A 19,441-nucleotide genomic window follows, 5' to 3' on the forward strand; every position below is an offset into this window, starting at 1 on the left:
AAATGCAATAGTGCTATGAAAAAATCACCCAGAGTGATCTATTTTAATAGTCTTTTTACAGAAAATAATTTTTTAAATTCAATAAATGTTCACACATACATTATTTAACTTTTTAAGACTCAAGATAACTTACAAATTTTATTATATGTTAAAATTTTTCCTATTTTATTTTTTAAAATATATCCTCATTCACATCTAACCAACTAGCATCATCTTCCCGCATTGGAATATACCTTATATCATGGAAACTATTAAATTTATTAGTATATATAGGAAGTTGCAGCGGATTCTGCCAGTTTCCATAAATTAAATTTCTCAACAATTTTATTGTCGCAAGTTATGCCAGCATAATCCTGTAGTTTCCTCTTGCTATTGAATCCCATATACCCAATTTGCATAAAATGGGTATGCGTTTCTGAATAATAAACTCTTATTACAAGTTTTATTCCCGTATTCTGAATCATGATTTTTCTTCCTGTCTATTTTATTACAAAAAATTCTCACAACTACTCAAAAATACTTTATCAGTAGTTTTTAAAGTGAATATTATTAAAGATTCTTGCCTTAAAATCAATTAAAAGAATATTACCTAGACTAGGTACATCTGTATTATCGAAAACCTCCAGTAATATCGCTAAAATGTCCCTCAAAACAAATTTTTCAGTAGACTTGTCAATCTTCTCTTCAGTTTTTAATAAACAAAGATTACGTTGTATATGGTCAATAAAGTCCATCATAAAAAAATTATTAATATCATCCAATGAATCAAAATAACCAATTTCTGTTGGTAAATTATTGATAATATAAAATTCTTTATCTAATATGTATTCTAATCTAAAATTAAATTTTTTAATTTCATTAAAACAATCTGTGTTGTATTTTACAGTATTTAACACATCTTGCAATACCGAATACACACTGGAAAGTTCCACTGTATTTGCTTCAATTTCATATGAAAAGAACATGAATAAGGAATGTAAAAGTTTATTGAAATTCCTTGACTCTATAATATCTTTAACTTTATTTGCATTCAGAAAAATTTTTTCTCTAATTTCGTATGTGTTATAAAAGAAGATTTCAGAGAACATTGAATTAGTCGGCACACTAATATTGTTGTAGTCTCCCCAATCTTTAGAAGATGATATATCACTATAATTTCCAATACCAGGATATAATGCATTCCCCTTCGATTTTAAATATTTATAAATCTTTATACCTCCATTAAGATATCCAAAAAGAATTTCCTCCCCAATTATTGTTGTAGCAGTAATATAAAATGAACGTGGTATCTTTTCAGAAACAACTTCTCCCGACTTTAAAGATACTTTGCTAATACAATTTTTCGTATTGTCGCTAGAATCATAATACTTTATATTCTCTATATATAAATTATCTTCTCTCATTATTAGAATAATGCCTTTGGCATCATTAACTACAAAACTAGGCCGATAACAATCTTTGTATTGTTCTAATTCTTTTTCTTTTTCTTTTGCATTTCTTTCACGTTCTTTTTCACGTTCTTTTCTTTCATCACGGTGTCTATTCCTTTCATTACTGACAAATATAAATACTGTGAAAGAAATACTCAGTGCAGTTGAATAAAAAGAAAAATTTTCAACTACAACGTTCAATGCTAACTTCCAAGGTTCTGGAGGAATTGTAGCACCGTGATAAGCGGAGTACCTAACCGCCTTAACTATAATCGGAAAACAAAATATCAAAGTAATAAATATGCCAACTGGCCAAGTGGTGAGTTTAAAATCATCCTGTTTATTCGTTGTATTTTTCAAAATATTTTCTCCTTATTTTAAATATGTACATAGAATAAAAAATAATTTATATTTAATTTTTGCAAGGGATTTGTGCTGTAAGAGGAGATAAGAAGGCTTCTTGGAAGTCCCGTATTTTTCACAACTACTATAAGTAGCGTGTGAAAGGTAAATTTCCAAACTCTATACATTAGGTTTTTGTTGTATTGCTTTTTCTTGATTTCAAATCCAGACATATAAATTCATTACCTACTCTTTAAAAGTTTTATTCAATTTTGGTATGACTTTTCCGACTACAATTTACTCTGTTGTTATATCAAAAACGATTAGATTTAAACCTCATCCCAAAAGGTAGAAAAATTTAACTTTTGGAGTGAGGTTTAAAAGTGGGTTGAATAAATGTTATGGTTGAGCTGGTTGAGGATTTTGGTTCTGGTTCTGGTTTTGTTGGCCAGGGATTGTATTTGATTGTTGCGTATTATTGTTAGGATTGGTAGTCGTACTATTATTTGTGCTTGGAGTAGTTGTGCTAGACTGTGAAGTTGAGCTTTCTGATGATGAGCTTGGACTCTCAGTTGATGGGGCTTGCTGTGGAGCAGGTGTAGTCCATGTAGAACGAGCACCATTTTTAAATACGAATTCTCCACTTCTGTAGAGACCCTCAGGCATAGTCCAGTCACCAGGATGATCATCTTCAGAGAGATAAGTCATCATTGAACGGTAGACCTTCGCAGCAACATAGAAGCCATCACCAACGATAGGAGTAAGACGATTTGAGTAACCTGTCCAAACTGCCATTGAATATTTACGAGTATAGCCAACGAACATTTCGTCTGGAGCTACATAACCCGTATTTTTAATGTAGTTTTCAATCTCATCATCTGTATAGTTTGACGTACCAGTTTTACCAGCTTGTGGTAGCCAAGAGAGGTAGGCTCCTCGACCAGTTCCGTATGCCAAGACGGTTTTCATCATATCTGTCATCATATAGGCTGTCGTTTCTTTCATAGCACGTGTACCAGAATCAGAGAATTCTTTTGAACTACCATCACTAAAGACAATCTTGTTGATATACATAGGTTTACGGTAGATACCGCCATTGGCAAAAGCAGCGTAAGCCGCAGCCATCTTCTCGCTGCTTGCTCCATACTTTTTGTCAGATTCAGTTGTATTACTTGAAATAGCATTAGCATAGTGTATGCTTGGGTAGTCAATACCGAGTCCATTTAGAAACGTCTTGGCACGATCAAGTCCTACTTTCTCTAGTGTTTCTACAGCCGGCACATTCCGTGATTGCTGGAGAGCATACTGGAGTGTTATGTTTCCAAAGTAACTCTTATCCCAGTTATAGACAGGGGTAGAGGTTCCAGGGTAATTATAAGGACTATCGTGAACAATCGCAGCAGTTGAATCATAAACGCCGTATTCCAAAGCAGGAGCATAGTCTGTAATAGGCTTCATGGTAGAACCCCAGTCACGGTTAGTTTCTACAGCTTGGTTTATTCCAAAGGAAACGTTACTTGATTGGTGGCGAGCACCTAATTGGGCAATGACTTTCCCGTTTGTGACATCAACGATAGTAGAGGCTACCTGTAACTCATCATCTGGATAGTTGACATACTCGTCCGTATTGTAAATATCCCAGAGACGTTGTTGGACCTTAGAATCAACGTTTGTGTAGACTTCCATACCCGTCGTTAAGAGATTGTAGCCTGTTTCTTGTTCGACTTGGTCAATCACCTCTTTGAGGTAATTATCCATGTAAGGAGGATAACTGTTAGCTGATTTTAGGCTTTGAAGTCCATCTGTAATCGGAGTATTAATCGCTTTTTCGTATTGTTCGGCTGTAATGTAGCCTTGCCCCTTCATCTCAGAGAGGACGAGATTACGACGTTCTTGGGCAGCTTCTGGATGCGAGTATGGATCATATTGGTTTGGAGCCTGAGGCATTCCGGCAAGGAGGGCCAATTGAGGGATGCTCAAATCTTTAAGGTCTTTGCCATAGTAACTTTGAGCAGCCGTCTGCATTCCGTAGTTTCCGTTTGACATGTAAACCTTGTTGATGTAGTAGGTCAAGATCTCTTGTTTAGTCGCCTTTTGTTCTAGTTGAACGGCAAGCCATGCTTCCTGAGCCTTACGAGAAAGGGTTTGGTCAGAAGTTGACGTAGAGAAATAGGTTAACTTGATCAACTGCTGCGTCAAAGTTGAAGCTCCTTGAAGGCCTCCGCCACCACGAAGATTTCGTAGGGTGGCACCTAGGATACGGATAGTATCAATTCCTCGGTGATTAAAGAAGCGATGGTCTTCAATCGAAACAATAGCGTTGACCAAATCGGTCGGGATTTCGTTTGCTTGAGCATTGACCCGACGTTCTGATCCAAGATCAGCGATGAGTTCATCGTTATTGTCATAAATTTTACTAGACGTTGTAGCGACTAGTTTACTTTCAGATAGGGCTGGAGTCTTGCTAACATAGTAGAGAAAGAGACCTCCGCCCAGCATAATAGCTGCGATAAATACAGTTAAGAAGCAGATACTGATATATTTAGCTATTCGCAGGATAGTTTGTTTGTTCATCTTGTTTTACCACCTAGTAAATGTTCTTTGATAATATCGAGATAGGGAATCTGGGGAAAGGCACCCAGCTCAATCCTATATCCATTTTCTCGAATATATCCAAGTGGCATTGACTTTTGTCCCTTATCTTGATGATAGAAACGAATCAGGTCAACAGCCGGCAATAAATAAGTTTCTTGCTGAGAAGCAAAGTGAAGGAGTACAAAGCAGATTCCTCGCTGGGCAAGGACCTGTTCCATATGCTGAATTTGATGGTGATGGAAATTCTTCATCGGAATCGCATGTTTTTGCCTAGTTTCCTTTGCTTCAAAGTCGATGTAATATCCATCATAAACCCCTGAATAGTCAGTAGTTGAAGCTTGTCTAAAGTAGGCTTCAACAATCTTGGCACGACTTCGTTGGGGATAATCGACACGTACGATTTGGATGGGAGTCGGTTTCTTGTGAATCACTGCTAACCCATGCGACAAATAGTAGTCGTTCGTAGCATTGATCATCTTTTCAAAAGACATTCCCCGATTTGCGAAATTTTTAGTTTGTGACGGGGGAGCTTGTCTCTTCTGTGATGAAATTTTATGTGGATAGTTGACCATAATTCTCCTTATTGGTACAATAACATCACTCTATTATATCATAAATTTACAAAGAAAGGGTTAAAAATGACAACAGCCTTGATTTCAGGTTATTCTGCCTTCGACCTTGGTCTCTTTAATGACAAGGATATTCGCGTTGATATTATCAAAACAGCTATTCGGAGGGACTTAGAGCGCCTAGCAGAGGAAGGGGTGACCTGGCTTGTCTTTACTGGGGCTTTGGGCTTTGAGTACTGGGTGCTTCAGGTGGCGAAAGACATGAAAAGAGACTATGGATTTCAGCTGGCGACCATTTTTGATTTTGAAACCCATGGCAGTAATTGGAATGAAGCCAATCAAGTGAAGTTGAGCGAATTCAAGCAAGTTGATTTTGTTAAATATGCCTATCCACAATATGAACACAAGGGACAACTACGTGATTATCAGAAATTTTTACTGGAGAACACAGATATTTGCTATCTTTTTTATGATGAAGAAAACAAAACTAAGTTACAATATTTTTACCAAATGATGAAAAATCAAGCGGACTATGTTACAAGGCAATTAACATTTGATGAGTTAAATGAACTAGCAGAAAATTTTTCTGAAAAGTAACCCTTTGACCTTGATTTTTACTTGTCTTTTTTTATATAATAATACTAGTAACCCAGAATGGAGAGAGACATGGCAAGTATTATATTTTCAGCAAAAGATATTTTTGAACAAGAGTTTGGACGCGAAGTGCGTGGATATAGCAGAGCAGAGGTGGATGAATTCCTTGATGATGTGATTAAGGATTATGAAACTTACGCAGCTTTGGTTAAATCCCTTCGCCAAGAAATTGCCGATTTGAAGGAGGAGTTGTCTCGTAAACCACAGGCGGCTCCAACTCAACCAGACTCTATTGAAGTAACAGCTTCTACTTCAATGACAAATTTTGATATTTTGAAACGCTTAAATCGTCTCGAAAAAGAAGTATTTGGTAAGCAAATTTTAGACAATCAAGATTGATATTGAGTAAGGGATGAGTGCAATTTTTGGATAATCGCGTGAAGAGGTTCTCTTTTCATGAGGAAAGTCCATGCTAGCACAGGCTGTGATGCCTGTAGTGTTTGTGCTAGGCGAATCCATAAGCCTAGGGACGAGTGATCGTTACGGCAGTCGAAATGGCTAAGTCTTCGGATAGGTCAGAATAGGCTTGAAAGTGCCACAGTGACGGAGTCTTTCTGGAAACAGAGAGAGTGGAACGCGGTAAACCCCTCAAGCTAGCAACCCAAATTTTGGTCGGGGCATGGAGTGCACGGAAACGAACGTAGTACTCTGACTGCTAGCAGATTTATGCTGCTAGCGGTAGACAGATGATTATCGAAGGAAGTGGTCCTAGTCACTTCTGGAACAAAACATGGCTTATAGAAAATTGCATATAGGTTGGGGCTGAGAAATCTTTCTCAACCTCATTTTTTAAAGTGAACAAGAGAAAGGTCTTGCAAGACTAGAAATGAAAGAACAATTTAATTTAATCGCAACTGCTGCGGCGGGTCTTGAGGCTGTCGTTGGACGTGAGGTGCGAGAACTTGGTTATGATTGCCAGGTTGAAAATGGGCGTGTCCGCTTCCAAGGAGATGTGAAGGCAATCATTGAGACCAATCTTTGGCTTCGTGCAGCGGATCGCATCAAGATTGTAGTCGGAAGCTTTCCAGCTAAGACCTTTGAAGAGCTTTTTCAAGGTGTTTTTGCTCTAGATTGGGAAAACTATCTCCCGCTTGGGGCGCGTTTCCCGATATCAAAGGCAAAATGTGTGAAGTCTAAACTTCATAACGAGCCTAGTGTTCAGGCCATTTCTAAGAAAGCTGTTGTGAAGAAATTACAAAAACACTATGCCCGCCCGGAAGGAATTCCTTTGATGGAAACTGGTCCTGAGTTTAAGATTGAGGTGTCCATCCTTAAGGATGTGGCAACTGTTATGATTGACACGACAGGTTCTAGCCTCTTTAAACGTGGATATCGTACGGAAAAGGGTGGAGCTCCTATCAAGGAAAATATGGCAGCGGCCATTTTACAACTATCTAACTGGTATCCAGACAAGCCCTTGATTGATCCGACCTGTGGTTCAGGAACTTTCTGTATCGAGGCGGCTATGATTGCTAGAAAGATGGCACCAGGCCTTCGCCGTTCCTTTGCTTTTGAGGAATGGAACTGGGTCAGCGATCGGTTAATCCAAGAGGTCCGTACTGAGGCGGCTAAGCAAATTGATCGTGAACTTGAGCTGGACATTATGGGCTGTGATATTGATGCTCGTATGGTAGAAATTGCCAAGGCAAATGCCCAAGCAGCAGGTGTTGCAGGAGATATCACCTTTAAGCAAATGCGGGTACAGGACTTGCGCACAGACAAGATCAATGGCGTTATCATTTCCAATCCACCATATGGTGAACGCTTGTCCGATGATGCAGGAGTTACGAAACTTTATGCTGAGATGGGACAGGCCTTTGCACCACTGAAAACCTGGAGTAAGTTTATCCTGACGAGTGACGAAGCTTTTGAAAGTAAGTACGGAAGTCCAGCAGATAAAAAACGAAAACTCTATAACGGGACCTTGAAAGTGGATTTGTATCAATACTTTGGTCAGCGTGTGAAACGCCAAGAGGTAAAATAGAAAGGTAAACTCATGAGCAAGAAAAGACATGATCGTCATAAAAAAGAACAGCAAGAGCCACAATTCGACTTTGACGAAGCAAAAGATTTGACTGTTGGTCAAGCAATTCGTAAGAATGAAGAGGTTGAGGCTGGAGTATTGCCTGAAGACAATATCTTGGACAAATACATCAAACAGCATCGCGAAGAGATCGAGGCAGATAAGTTTGAAACTCATCAGTTTGAAAAAGAAGAGTTGGCTTCTACTCGAAACTTAGAGGAATTAATCCAAGAAGTTCGTGAAACAAGTGAACTTTCTGGAGAGGTAGAAGGTTCAGATGTGGTTTCCGAGGAATCTATTGAAGAGATAGACAATGAAGAAACTACTCAGTTTGTTCCTCCACTTCAAGATGAAGAAAGTACTGAAATAGAGCCTCTCGTTTTAACAGAAACAGCATCCAAGGAAATGAATGAGGAAAATGAGGAACAAGAAGAAACCTATACTTCCCTATCACGATCAGTACAGACGGAACCTGAAACAGGCTCTAAAAAGAAACGTCTGATTACTATCGTTTCTGTGGTAGCTGCGATTCTTGTTCTTGCTGGGACGTATTATGTCTACCGTCAGGTATCTCGTTCAAACCAAGAAATCCAGTCTTCTCAATCATCTTCAGGAAATCAAGAATCGCAAACCGACTTGCAAGAGTTCAATACGCTTTATGATGCCTTCTATACGGATGCCAATAAGACTGCTTTAAAAAATAGCCAGTTCGATAAGTTGAACCAGCTAAAAACCTTGCTAGATAAGTTAGAAGGTAGCCGTGATTATACACTAGCTAAGTCAAAATACGATAGCCTAGCAACTCAAATCAAGGCCATTCAAGATATCAATGCCCTCTTTGAAAGTCCAGCTATTACTGATGGTGTCTTGGATACCAATGCTAAAGCCAAGGCGGATGCTAAGTTCACGGAAGTTAAAACGGGAAATACAGAGCTTGATAAACTGTTAGCTCAGGCGATTAGCCTTGGTAAGAGCCAACAAACCAGTGCTTCCAGCTCAAGTCAAGCAAGTTCAAGTTCCGCTACAGAAAACAATGCAAGCAGTACGACGCCTTCAACAAGCACCACGGCACCAGCTAGAGACACAAATGGTGGTTTGTCTGACGATGGGGTTAATCTTCAAAGAAGTGCTAGTCGTGTACCCTATAACCAATCAGCTGTAGACGATAGCAATAACCCTGCTTGGACGTTTGCAGATGGTGTATTGGAACAAATCCTAGCAACCTCACGTGCTCGTGGCTATATCACTGGCAACCAATACATTCTCGAACGTGTCAATATTGTAAACGGAAACGGCTATTACAACCTCTACAAACCAGATGGAACCTACCTCTTCACCCTCAACTGTAAGACGGGTTACTTTGTAGGGAATGGTTCTGGCCATGCAGATGACTTGGACTATTAGGAGTCCGTTACAAAATTCTTTCCTTTCATAGGTAAAAATGATAAAATAAAACAAATGAAATAAGAGGAGTGTCACATGACAAAAGCTAACTTTGGTGTTGTAGGTATGGCCGTAATGGGTCGTAACCTTGCCCTAAATATCGAATCTCGTGGTTATACAGTTGCCATTTACAACCGTAGTAAAGAAAAAACAGAAGACGTAATTGCCTGCCATCCTGAAAAGAACTTTGTGCCAAGCTATGACGTTGAAAGCTTTGTAAACTCAATCGAAAAACCTCGTCGTATCATGCTGATGGTTCAAGCTGGGCCTGGTACAGATGCAACTATCCAAGCTCTTCTTCCCCACCTCGACAAGGGTGATATCTTGATCGACGGAGGAAACACTTTCTACAAAGATACCATCCGTCGTAATGAAGAATTGGCAAACTCAGGTATCAACTTTATCGGTACTGGAGTTTCTGGTGGTGAAAAAGGTGCCCTTGAAGGTCCTTCTATCATGCCTGGTGGACAAAAAGAAGCCTACGAATTGGTTGCGGACGTTCTCGAAGAAATCTCAGCTAAAGCACCAGAAGATGGCAAACCATGTGTGACTTACATCGGTCCTGATGGGGCTGGTCACTATGTGAAAATGGTCCACAACGGTATCGAGTATGGTGACATGCAATTGATCGCAGAAAGCTATGACTTGATGCAACACTTGCTTGGCCTTTCTACAGAAGACATGGCTGAAATCTTTACTGAGTGGAACAAGGGTGAATTGGACAGCTACTTGATTGAAATTACAGCTGATATCTTGAGCCGTAAAGATGATGAAGGTCAAGATGGACCAATCGTAGACTACATCCTTGATGCTGCAGGTAACAAGGGAACTGGTAAATGGACTAGCCAATCAGCACTTGACCTTGGTGTGCCATTGTCACTTATCACTGAGTCAGTATTTGCTCGCTACATCTCTACATACAAAGAAGAGCGTGTACATGCTAGCAAGGTCCTTCCAAAGCCAGCTGCCTTCAAATTTGAAGGTGACAAGGCTGAGTTGATTGAAAAGATCCGTCAAGCCCTTTACTTCTCAAAAATCATTTCATACGCACAAGGTTTTGCCCAATTGCGTGTGGCTTCTAAAGAAAATAACTGGAACTTGCCATTTGCGGATATCGCATCTATCTGGCGTGATGGCTGTATCATCCGTTCTCGTTTCTTGCAAAAGATTACAGATGCCTATAACCGTGATGCAGACCTTGCAAACCTTCTCTTGGATGAGTACTTCTTGGATGTCACTGCCAAGTACCAACAAGCAGTGCGTGATATCGTAGCTCTTGCTGTTCAAGCTGGTGTACCAGTGCCAACCTTCTCAGCAGCTATTACCTACTTTGATAGCTATCGTTCAGCAGACCTTCCTGCTAACTTGATCCAAGCACAACGTGACTACTTTGGTGCCCACACTTACCAACGTAAAGACAAAGAAGGAATCTTCCACTACTCTTGGTATGACGAGAAATAAGTAGGTCTGCCATGGGGAAACGGATTTTATTACTTGAGAAAGAACGAAATCTCGCTCATTTTCTCAGTCTGGAACTCCAAAAAGAGCAATACCGTGTTGATCTTGTAGAGGAGGGGCAAAAAGCCCTCTCCATGGCTCTCCAGACAGATTATGACTTGATTTTACTGAATGCTCGTCTGGGGGATATGACAGCCCAGGATTTTGCAGAGAGGCTAAGTCGGACAAAACCTGCCTCAGTGATCATGGTCTTGGACCATCGCGAAGAATTGCAAGACCAGATTGAGACAATCCAGCGCTTCGCCGTTTCTTACATCTATAAGCCAGTGATTATTGATCAGCTGGTGGCTCGTATTTCAGCGATTTTCCGAGGTCGGGACTTTATCGACCAACACTGTAGCCAGATGAAGGTCCCAACGTCTTACCGCAATTTACGTATGGATGTAGAACATCATACCGTTTATCGTGGCGAGGAGATGATTGCTCTGACGCGCCGTGAGTATGACCTTTTGGCCACTCTCATGGGAAGTAAGAAGGTCTTGACTCGTGAGCAGTTGTTGGAAAGTGTTTGGAAGTACGAAAGTGCGACAGAGACTAATATCGTGGATGTTTATATCCGTTATCTACGTAGCAAGCTTGATGTAAAAGGTCAAAAAAGCTACATTAAAACCGTGCGTGGTGTTGGTTACACCATGCAAGAATAGAAAAGCAGTTGCAGTTATGTAACTGCTTTTTTCAAATGGAGAAAGGGATGTCTGTTCGTTTTTTTTCTTTGTATTGACAGGAACGAACAGGTGTGTTACAATTTTTTCAGGAGGATCAATTAATGAAGAAAACTTTTTATAAAAAATTGGGGATTTCAATTGTTGCTAGTACTTTGTTGGCTAGTCAGCTACCGGCAGTATCTGCTTTGACTGTTATTTCTAGTACAGGTGAAGAATATGAGGTAAGTGAAACATTACAAGAGAGTCCAGGAAATAATAATTTTTCACTTCCGAATGTTTCACCAACTTATGGTCAATATTATACAAATCAGTCAGAAGTCATTATTGGTAAAAATGATTTAGTTAAGGTAAAAAATACTTTACAATATCCTTATTCTACATCAGCTTATGTAGAGTCAGAATTTCGTGGTGTGAAAAATGGTAAAGATGTAACTTATCGAGGGAGTGCCAATTTTATAAAGGATAATGTCCTTATTACTGCTGCTCATAATATTTATAAACATGAGTTTGGTAAAGATGCAGAAGAACTATATGTTACTCCTGCTCGTACTCCAAATAGTGTGCCGTTTGGTCGGATAAAAGTAAAAGAAGCTCGCTATTTAAAAGAATTTCGAAATACTGCTCCAGATGAGCTTACTACCTATGATTTAGCAGTTTTAATTTTGGAAGAACCGATTGGCGCTCAATTAGGGACGTTAGGACTTCCGAATAATATTGAAAATCTCAAAGGTATAGGAGCTACGATTACTGGTTATCCAGCCATTAGTGAAGACGAGCAGATGTATACAGGCTTTAAGAATATTCTTAAAGACACAGGGGATTTTTTATTCTACCAAATAGATACAAAGGGTGGTGCGAGCGGTTCAGCAGTGTATGATTCTACCAATAGGGTTGTCGGAGTTCATGTTTCTGGGAGTGACCCTGAACAAATGAATTATGCTGTCAAGTTAAATGAGAAAGCTCTATCTTTCATCTACTCTGTTATTCAAGGGCATTCTATTGATGGTTGGAAGTTGATTAGTGGTACTTGGTATTATTATAAGAATAGTACGAAACAAACAGGTTGGCAAAAGATAAATGATACTTGGTACTATCTAGATGCTTCTGGTAAGATGCTCACAGATTGGCAAAAAATATCCGGGGAGTGGTATTATTTTGAATCTTCTGGTGAAATGGCAACGGGGTGGAAATACCTCCGAGGCAAATGGTATTACTTAGATAAGAGCAATGGAGACATGAAGACTGGTTGGTACAAAGATGGCTCAACATGGTACTATCTAGATCCTTCTAATGGAGATATGAAAACCGGATGGATAAAAGTATCAGGTGAATGGTATTATCTCAATTCAAGTGGTGCTATGGTCACAGGTAGTCAGACGATTGATGGTAAAGTTTATAATTTCGCTTCATCTGGTGAGTGGATTTAATATCGGAGGGTATATAGATGAAAATTTTGAAAAAAATGTTGCAAGTTGGATTAACAGCATTTTTCTTTGGTTTGCTAGCGACAAGTACAGTATTTGCAGATGATTCGGAAGGCTGGCAATTTGTCCAAGAAAATGGTAGAACTTACTACAAGAAGGGGGACCTCAAAGAAACCTACTGGCGAGTGATTGATGGGAAGACCTATTATTTTGATTATAATGGTGAAATGGTTGTCGGCTGGCAATATATTCCGTTTCCATCTAAAGGTAGTACAATTGGTCCTTACCCAAATGGTATCAGATTAGAAGGTTTCCCGATGTCAGAGTGGTACTACTTTAACCAAGATGGGGTATTACAAGAATTTGTTGGCTGGCAACAATTAGAGGTTAAAGATTCATTAACTGTTGGTAAAAAACATGGTGAAGGCTTTGAAGATCCAGAAGTTCTTAAATTAGCAAATTATTACTTTAATGAAGATCATTCTTTAAAAACAGGTTGGCTCTACGATCAATCTAACTGGTATTACTTAGCAAAAACAGGTCATTTAGGAAAAGACTACCTTGGTGGTGAAAGACGTGCGGGTTGGATAAACGATGATTCGACTTGGTACTATTTAGATCCAACAACTGGGATTATGCAAACTGGTTGGCAATATCTGGGTAATAAGTGGTACTACCTCCGTTCATCAGGAGCTATGGAGACTGGCTGGTATCAAGATGGTTCAACTTGGTATTATCTAGATGCCCAAAATGGAGATATGAAGACAGGCTGGGCTTATGTCGGTAACAAGTGGTACTATCTCCGTTCATCAGGAGCCATGGATACCGGTTGGTATCAGGAAGGTTCGACTTGGTACTACCTAAATGCAAGTAATGGCGATATGAAGACAGGTTGGTTCCAAGTCAATGGCAACTGGTACTATGCCTATAGCTCAGGTGCTTTAGCAGTGAATACGACCGTAGAAGGCTATTCGGTCAACTATAATGGCGAATGGGTCCAATAATGAAAGGGGCGATTGTGAAGGAAACAATCGCTTTTTTTGTGAAAATATAATAAAATAGATAGGAGGAAATACTACTGTATGAAAAGCAAGACGGTCTTTCCGTCTGGTTAAAGGAAAACATGATAAAAAAAGTTGGTGTCGGTCAGGCACATAGTAAGATTATTTTAATAGGAGAGCACGCTGTCGTTTACGGTTATCCAGCCATTTCCCTGCCTCTCTTAGAGGTAGAGGTGACATGTAAGGTAGTTCCTGCAGCGAGTCCGTGGCGTCTTTATGGGGAGGATACTTTGTCCATGGCAGTTTATGCTTCGTTAGAATATTTAGAGATTAAAGAGGCCTGCATTCGATGTGTGATTGACTCGGCTATCCCTGAAAAACGGGGAATGGGTTCGTCAGCGGCTATCAGCATAGCGGCCATTCGTGCGGTTTTTGACTACTATCAAGCCGACCTGCCTCATGATGTACTAGAAATCTTGGTCAATCGGGCTGAGATGATTGCCCATATGAATCCGAGTGGCTTGGATGCCAAGACCTGTCTCAGTGACCAACCTATTCGCTTTATCAAGAATGTTGGTTTTACAGAACTTGAGATGAACCTATCTGCCTATTTGGTAATTGCAGATACGGGTGTTTATGGTCACACTCGTGAAGCCATCCAAGTGGTTCAAAGTAAGGGCAAGGATGCCCTACCGTTTTTGCATGCCTTGGGAGAATTGACCCAGCAGGCAGAAGATGCGATTAGACGAAAAGATGCTGAGGGACTAGGACAAATCCTCAGTCAAGCGCATTTACATTTAAAAGAAATTGGTGTCAGCAGCCCTGAGGCAGACTCCCTCGTTGAAACGGCTCTTAGCCATGGTGCTCTAGGTGCCAAGATGAGTGGTGGTGGACTAGGAGGCTGTATTATCGCCTTGGTAGCTAATCTGGATCAAGCGCAAGAACTAGCAAAACGACTAGAAGAGAAAGGAGCTGTTCAGACATGGATCGAAAGCCTGTAACAGTACGTTCCTACGCAAATATTGCCATTATTAAATATTGGGGAAAGAAAAAAGAGAAAGAGATGGTTCCTGCTACTAGCAGCATCTCTCTGACTTTGGAAAACATGTATACGGAGACGACCTTGTCGCCTCTGCCAATGGATGCGACGGCTGATGCCTTTTATATCAATGGTCAGCTACAAAATGAAGCTGAGCATGCCAAAATGAGCAAAATCATTGACCGTTACCGTCCAGCTGGGGAAGGCTTTGTCCGTATCGATACCCAAAACAACATGCCTACTGCAGCGGGCTTGTCCTCTAGTTCGAGTGGTTTGTCCGCCTTGGTCAAGGCTTGCAATGCTTATTTTCAGCTTGGTTTGAATCGGAGCCAGTTGGCGCAGGAAGCGAAGTTTGCCTCAGGCTCTTCCTCTCGTAGTTTTTATGGACCACTGGGTGCCTGGGATAAGGATAGTGGGGAAATTTACCCTATAGAGACAGACCTGAAACTAGCTATGATCATGTTGGTGCTAGAGGATAAGAAAAAACCAATCTCTAGCCGTGATGGGATGAAACTTTGTGTGGAAACCTCGACGACCTTTGATGATTGGGTGCGTCAGTCTGAGAAGGATTATCAGAACATGTTGCTCTATCTAAAGGAAAATGATTTTGCCAAGGTTGGGGAATTAACGGAGAAAAATGCCCTTGCTATGCACGCTACGACCCAAACAGCATCACCAGCCTTTTCTTATCTGACGGATGCAAGCTATGAAGCCATGGATTTTGTTCGCCAGCTTCGTAGGCAAGGAGAGGCCTGCTACTTTACCATGGATGCTGGTCCCAATGTCAAGGTCCTCTGTCAGGAGAAAGACTTGGAGCATTTGTCAGAAATCTTCGGTCAACATTATCGCTTGATTGTGTCAAAAACAAAGGATTTGAGCCAAGATGATTGCTGTTAAAACTTGCGGAAAACTCTATTGGGCAGGTGAATATGCTATTCTAGAGCCAGGACAGTTAGCCTTGATAAAGGCTATCCCCATCTATATGAAGGCAGAGATTGCCTTTTCTGACAGCTATCGTATCTACTCAGATATGTTTAATTTTGCAGTGGACTTGACGCCAAATCCTGCCTACAGCTTGATTCAAGAAACAATTTCTCTAGTGGGAGATTTCCTCGTTAATCGTGGGCAAACCTTGCGACCTCTTTCCTTGGAAATCCGTGGAAAAATGGAACGGGAAGGGAAAAAGTTTGGTCTAGGTTCTAGTGGTAGCGTCGTTGTCTTGGTTGTCAAGGCTCTGCTGGCTCTGTATGATATTACGGTTGATCAGGAACTCTTGTTCAAGCTGGCTAGCGCGGTCTTGCTCAAGCGAGGCGATAACGGCTCCATGGGAGACCTTGCCTGTATTGTGGCAGAGGATTTGGTTCTCTACCAGTCTTTTGATCGAAAGAAGATAGCTGCTTGGTTGGAAGAAGAAAACGTGGCTACAGTTTTGGAGCGTGATTGGGGCTTTTCTATCTCACAAGTGCAACCAGCTCTAGAATGTGATTTCCTAGTGGGATGGACCAAGGAAGTGGCCGTATCAAGTGACATGGTCCAGCAAATCAAGCAAAACATAGACCAGAACTTTTTAACTTCCTCAAAAGCAACGGTATCTGCTTTGGTAGAAGCCTTGGAGCAGGGGAATGCAGAAAACATCATCGAGCAGGTGGAAACAGCCAGCCAGCTCTTAGAAGGCTTGAGTTTAGATATTTATACGCCTTCGCTCAGACAGCTAAAAGAAGCCAGCCAAGGTTTGCAAGCCGTTGCCAAGAGTAGTGGCGCTGGTGGTGGTGACTGTGGGATTGCCTTGAGTTTTGATGTGCAATCAACCGAAACCTTAAAAAATCGTTGGGCCGATCTGGGGATTGAGCTCTTATACCAAGAAAGGATAGGACATGACGACAAATCGTAAGGATGAGCATATCCGCTATGCCCTTGAGCAGAAAAGTTCCTATAATAGCTTTGATGAGGTGGAGTTGATTCATTCTTCCTTACCTCTTTATGATTTAGATGAAATTGATCTGTCGACAGAGTTTGCTGGTCGAAAGTGGGACTTTCCTTTTTATATCAATGCCATGACGGGTGGGAGCGAGAAAGGTAAAGAAATCAATCAAAAACTGGCTCAGGTGGCAGAAGCTTGTGGGATTTTGTTTGTGACGGGCTCTTATAGTGCAGCTCTCAAGGATCCAACAGATGACTCTTTTTCTGTCAAATCTAGCCATCCAAATCTCCTCCTTGGAACCAATATTGGCTTGGACAAGCCTGTTGAGTTAGGACTTCAGACTGTAGAAGCGATGAATCCTTTGCTTTTGCAAGTGCATGTTAATGTCATGCAGGAATTACTCATGCCCGAGGGAGAAAGAAAGTTCAGAAGTTGGCAATCGCATCTAGCAGATTATAGCAATCGCATCCCCGTTCCAATCATTTTAAAGGAAGTGGGATTTGGGATGGATGTGAAGACCATCGAAAGAGCCTATGAACTGGGCGTTCGAACGGTTGATCTGTCAGGTCGTGGTGGTACCAGCTTTGCTTATATCGAAAACCGTCGCAGTGGCCAGCGTGATTACCTCAATCAATGGGGACAATCCACCATGCAAGCCCTTCTCAATGCCCAAGGCTGGAAAGACAAGGTCGAACTTTTGGTTAGCGGAGGCGTTCGAAATCCGCTGGATATGGTTAAGTGCCTGGTCTTTGGTGCCAAGGCTGTGGGATTGTCACGAACCGTTCTGGAATTGGTTGAAACCTACTCGGTAGAGGAAGTGATTAGCATTGTCCAAGGATGGAAAGCAGATTTACGCTTGATTATGTGTGCCCTTAACTGTGCCACTATAGCAGATCTGCAAAACGTAGACTATATTCTTTATGGTAAACTAAAAGAAGCAAAAGATCAGATGTAGAGAGGTCGGGACAAGAATCCCGCCTTTTTTTGTAGCCTTTTGTCAACTGTGGTGGGTTGATGAAACCTAGCTTCTAAGAGCAATTTCTGTCCCATCGCCTTTTTCCATCCTCAGACCGAGGTGACTTTTTTGAATTGTGATAAAATAGAAGGGAGAGGATGCAGCTATGAAAAAATTTCAAATCTTTTTATTTATTGAAGCCTGTCTATTGACGGGAGCTCTGATTTTGATGGTATCAGAGCATTTTTCGCGTTTTCTGCTGATTCTATTCCTCTTTTTGCTCTTGTTCCGCTATTATACAGGGAAAGAAGGCAACAACGTTTTCCTCCTTGTGGCGACTATTCTTTTCTTTTTCATCGTCATGCTCAATCCCTTTGTGATTTTAGCCATCTTTGTAGCGGTCATCTATAGTCTCTTTCTTCTCTATCCGATGATGAATCAAGAAAGAGAGGAGACGGATTTGGTCTTTGAAGAGGTGGTAACGGTGAAAAATGAACGCAATCCTTGGTTTGGCAATCTCCATCATTTTTCTAGCCACCAGACCTGCCAATTTGATGATATCAACCTCTTTCGCCTCATGGGCAAGGACACCATTCATTTGGAAAGAGTTATCCTAACCAATCATGACAATGTCATTATCCTTAGAAAAATGGTCGGAACGACTAGGATTATCGTACCTGTAGATGTGGAAATCAGCCTCAGTGTCAACTGCCTCTATGGAGATCTTACCTTCCTTCATCAACCTAAGAAATCCCTTCGCAATGAACACTATCATCAGGAGACCAGAGACTATCTCAAGAGTAACAAGAGCGTCAAGATTTTCCTAACTACTATGGTTGGTGATGTGGAGGTGGTCAGAGGATGAAAAAGCAATCTTATCTGTTAATCGGGCTGACTTCTCTACTCTTTATCCTCTTTTTGGCCAATAGTCTACTTGATATTCTTAATCTTGATTGGTCCTATTTACTACAAGATATCGAAAAACTGGAAAAGTTAATCTTCTTGATCTTTGTCTTTAGCCTTTCCATGACCTTCTTTTTTGTCCTCTTTTGGCGCGTGATAGAAGAAGTCTCTCGCAGAAAAATGCAGCTCAATCTCAAGCGACTGCTAGCAGGAAAAGAGGTGGTTGCATTTGCAGATCCAGACTTGGATGCGAGTTTCAAGTCCTTATCTGGCAAGCTCAACCTTTTGACAGAGGCTGTTCAAAAGGCTGAAAATCAAGGTCTGGTCAAGGAAGAAACAATTATCGAGAAAGAACGGAAGCGGATAGCACGTGACTTACATGATACGGTTAGTCAGGAGTTGTTTGCAGCCCATATGATTTTATCAGGTGTCAGTCAGCAGGCTTTGAAGCTGGATAGAGAAAAGATGCAGATCCAGTTGCAAAGTGTCGCAGCCATCCTTGAAACAGCCCAGAAGGACTTGAGAGTCTTGCTCTTACATTTGCGACCAGTTGAGTTGGAAGAGAAGAGTTTGGTTGAGGGGATTCAAATCCTCTTAAAAGAGCTTGAGGACAAGAGTGATCTCAAGGTTAGTCTCAAGCAGAATGTGTCTAAATTGCCCAAGAAGATTGAAGAACATATCTTCCGTATTTTGCAGGAATTGATTAGCAATACCCTTCGCCATGCCCAAGCATCTTGTTTGGATGTCTATCTTTACCAGACAGATGTTGAATTGCAGCTGAAGGTGGTGGACAATGGAATTGGTTTCCAGTTGGGGAGTTTAGATGACTTGAGTTATGGACTGCGAAACATCAAGGAGCGGGTTGAAGATATGGCAGGAACGATTCAACTTTTGACAGCTCCAAAGCAAGGACTGGCGATTGATATCCGTATTCCCCTGCTAGACAAGGAATCATAAAG

17 protein-coding genes and 1 other RNA gene are annotated in these 19,441 nt (G+C 40.9%); 15 read left to right on the forward strand and 3 right to left on the reverse strand.

Annotated elements, in window-relative coordinates; translation table 11 throughout:
* Positions 1-524: 524 nt before the first annotated feature.
* From MK396_RS02485 to recU, 3 genes are all read right to left on the reverse strand, one after another.
* A complete protein-coding gene (locus MK396_RS02485) occupies positions 525-1,790 on the reverse strand; it encodes a hypothetical protein (protein WP_268723549.1) in 1,266 nt (421 codons plus the stop codon).
* Between the two features lie 381 nt (positions 1,791-2,171).
* Positions 2,172-4,346: a penicillin-binding protein PBP1A gene (pbp1a, locus tag MK396_RS02490; protein WP_268723550.1), complete on the reverse strand. Its 2,175-nt coding sequence runs from the start codon at positions 4,344-4,346 to the stop codon at positions 2,172-2,174.
* Positions 4,343-4,939 (reverse strand): Holliday junction resolvase RecU, encoded by a 597-nt coding sequence (gene recU / locus MK396_RS02495; protein ID WP_000248760.1) that lies wholly within the window; start codon positions 4,937-4,939, stop codon positions 4,343-4,345. Before recU ends, pbp1a begins: the two co-directional genes overlap by 4 nt.
* A 66-nt stretch (positions 4,940-5,005) precedes the next feature.
* On the opposite strand from recU, the gene MK396_RS02500 reads away from it, so the two are divergent.
* The 15 genes from MK396_RS02500 to MK396_RS02570 all read left to right on the forward strand — a co-directional run bounded on the left by MK396_RS02500 (position 5,006) and on the right by MK396_RS02570 (position 19,439).
* Entirely contained in the window at positions 5,006-5,533 is a 528-nt protein-coding gene (locus tag MK396_RS02500) for an SLOG family protein (RefSeq protein ID WP_268723551.1), read from the forward strand.
* A 69-nt stretch (positions 5,534-5,602) separates the two neighbouring features.
* Complete coding sequence (gene gpsB, locus MK396_RS02505) at positions 5,603-5,929, forward strand: cell division regulator GpsB (protein WP_061418633.1); 327 nt, start codon at positions 5,603-5,605, stop codon at positions 5,927-5,929.
* A gap of 22 nt (positions 5,930-5,951) precedes the next feature.
* An RNA gene (gene rnpB / locus MK396_RS02510) (RNase P RNA component class B) lies at positions 5,952-6,333 on the forward strand.
* Between the two features lie 83 nt (positions 6,334-6,416).
* Positions 6,417-7,574 carry a THUMP domain-containing class I SAM-dependent RNA methyltransferase gene (locus MK396_RS02515; protein ID WP_268723552.1) on the forward strand — a complete coding sequence of 386 codons (1,158 nt, stop codon included), beginning with the start codon at positions 6,417-6,419 and terminating at the stop codon, positions 7,572-7,574.
* A 12-nt stretch (positions 7,575-7,586) separates the two neighbouring features.
* Positions 7,587-9,017 carry a cell division site-positioning protein MapZ gene (gene mapZ / locus MK396_RS02520; protein ID WP_268723553.1) on the forward strand — a complete coding sequence of 477 codons (1,431 nt, stop codon included), beginning with the start codon at positions 7,587-7,589 and terminating at the stop codon, positions 9,015-9,017.
* 75 nt (positions 9,018-9,092) lie between these two features.
* Complete coding sequence (gndA, locus tag MK396_RS02525; RefSeq protein WP_213988346.1) at positions 9,093-10,517, forward strand: NADP-dependent phosphogluconate dehydrogenase; 1,425 nt, start codon at positions 9,093-9,095, stop codon at positions 10,515-10,517.
* Positions 10,518-10,528: 11 nt separating this feature from the next.
* Positions 10,529-11,218 (forward strand): response regulator transcription factor, encoded by a 690-nt coding sequence (locus MK396_RS02530; RefSeq protein WP_000518005.1) that lies wholly within the window; start codon positions 10,529-10,531, stop codon positions 11,216-11,218.
* Positions 11,219-11,340: 122 nt separating this feature from the next.
* Positions 11,341-12,666, forward strand: a complete 1,326-nt coding sequence (locus MK396_RS02535) for a trypsin-like peptidase domain-containing protein (RefSeq protein WP_326845826.1) — start codon at positions 11,341-11,343, stop codon at positions 12,664-12,666.
* Between the two features lie 17 nt (positions 12,667-12,683).
* Positions 12,684-13,667, forward strand: coding sequence for a choline-binding protein CbpJ (gene cbpJ / locus MK396_RS02540; RefSeq protein ID WP_268723554.1), 984 nt, complete (start codon positions 12,684-12,686; stop codon positions 13,665-13,667).
* A gap of 119 nt (positions 13,668-13,786) precedes the next feature.
* Complete coding sequence (mvk, locus tag MK396_RS02545) at positions 13,787-14,665, forward strand: mevalonate kinase (RefSeq protein WP_268723555.1); 879 nt, start codon at positions 13,787-13,789, stop codon at positions 14,663-14,665.
* Positions 14,647-15,600, forward strand: a complete 954-nt coding sequence (gene mvaD, locus MK396_RS02550; RefSeq protein ID WP_268723556.1) for a diphosphomevalonate decarboxylase — start codon at positions 14,647-14,649, stop codon at positions 15,598-15,600. Before mvk ends, mvaD begins: the two co-directional genes overlap by 19 nt.
* Positions 15,587-16,594 carry a phosphomevalonate kinase gene (locus MK396_RS02555; RefSeq protein ID WP_268723557.1) on the forward strand — a complete coding sequence of 336 codons (1,008 nt, stop codon included), beginning with the start codon at positions 15,587-15,589 and terminating at the stop codon, positions 16,592-16,594. Before mvaD ends, MK396_RS02555 begins: the two co-directional genes overlap by 14 nt.
* Positions 16,578-17,579, forward strand: a complete 1,002-nt coding sequence (gene fni / locus MK396_RS02560; RefSeq protein WP_268723558.1) for a type 2 isopentenyl-diphosphate Delta-isomerase — start codon at positions 16,578-16,580, stop codon at positions 17,577-17,579. The genes MK396_RS02555 and fni overlap by 17 nt, the downstream gene beginning before the upstream one ends.
* Positions 17,580-17,745: 166 nt before the next feature.
* Positions 17,746-18,444: a cell wall-active antibiotics response protein LiaF gene (gene liaF / locus MK396_RS02565; protein ID WP_268723559.1), complete on the forward strand. Its 699-nt coding sequence runs from the start codon at positions 17,746-17,748 to the stop codon at positions 18,442-18,444.
* On the forward strand, positions 18,441-19,439 hold the full coding sequence (locus MK396_RS02570) for a sensor histidine kinase (RefSeq protein ID WP_268723560.1): 999 nt from the start codon (positions 18,441-18,443) through the stop codon (positions 19,437-19,439). The genes liaF and MK396_RS02570 overlap by 4 nt, the downstream gene beginning before the upstream one ends.
* Positions 19,440-19,441: the final 2 nt, after the last annotated feature.

This window comes from Streptococcus oralis (assembly GCF_026782235.1).
Taxonomy (GTDB): domain Bacteria; phylum Bacillota; class Bacilli; order Lactobacillales; family Streptococcaceae; genus Streptococcus; species Streptococcus oralis_CC.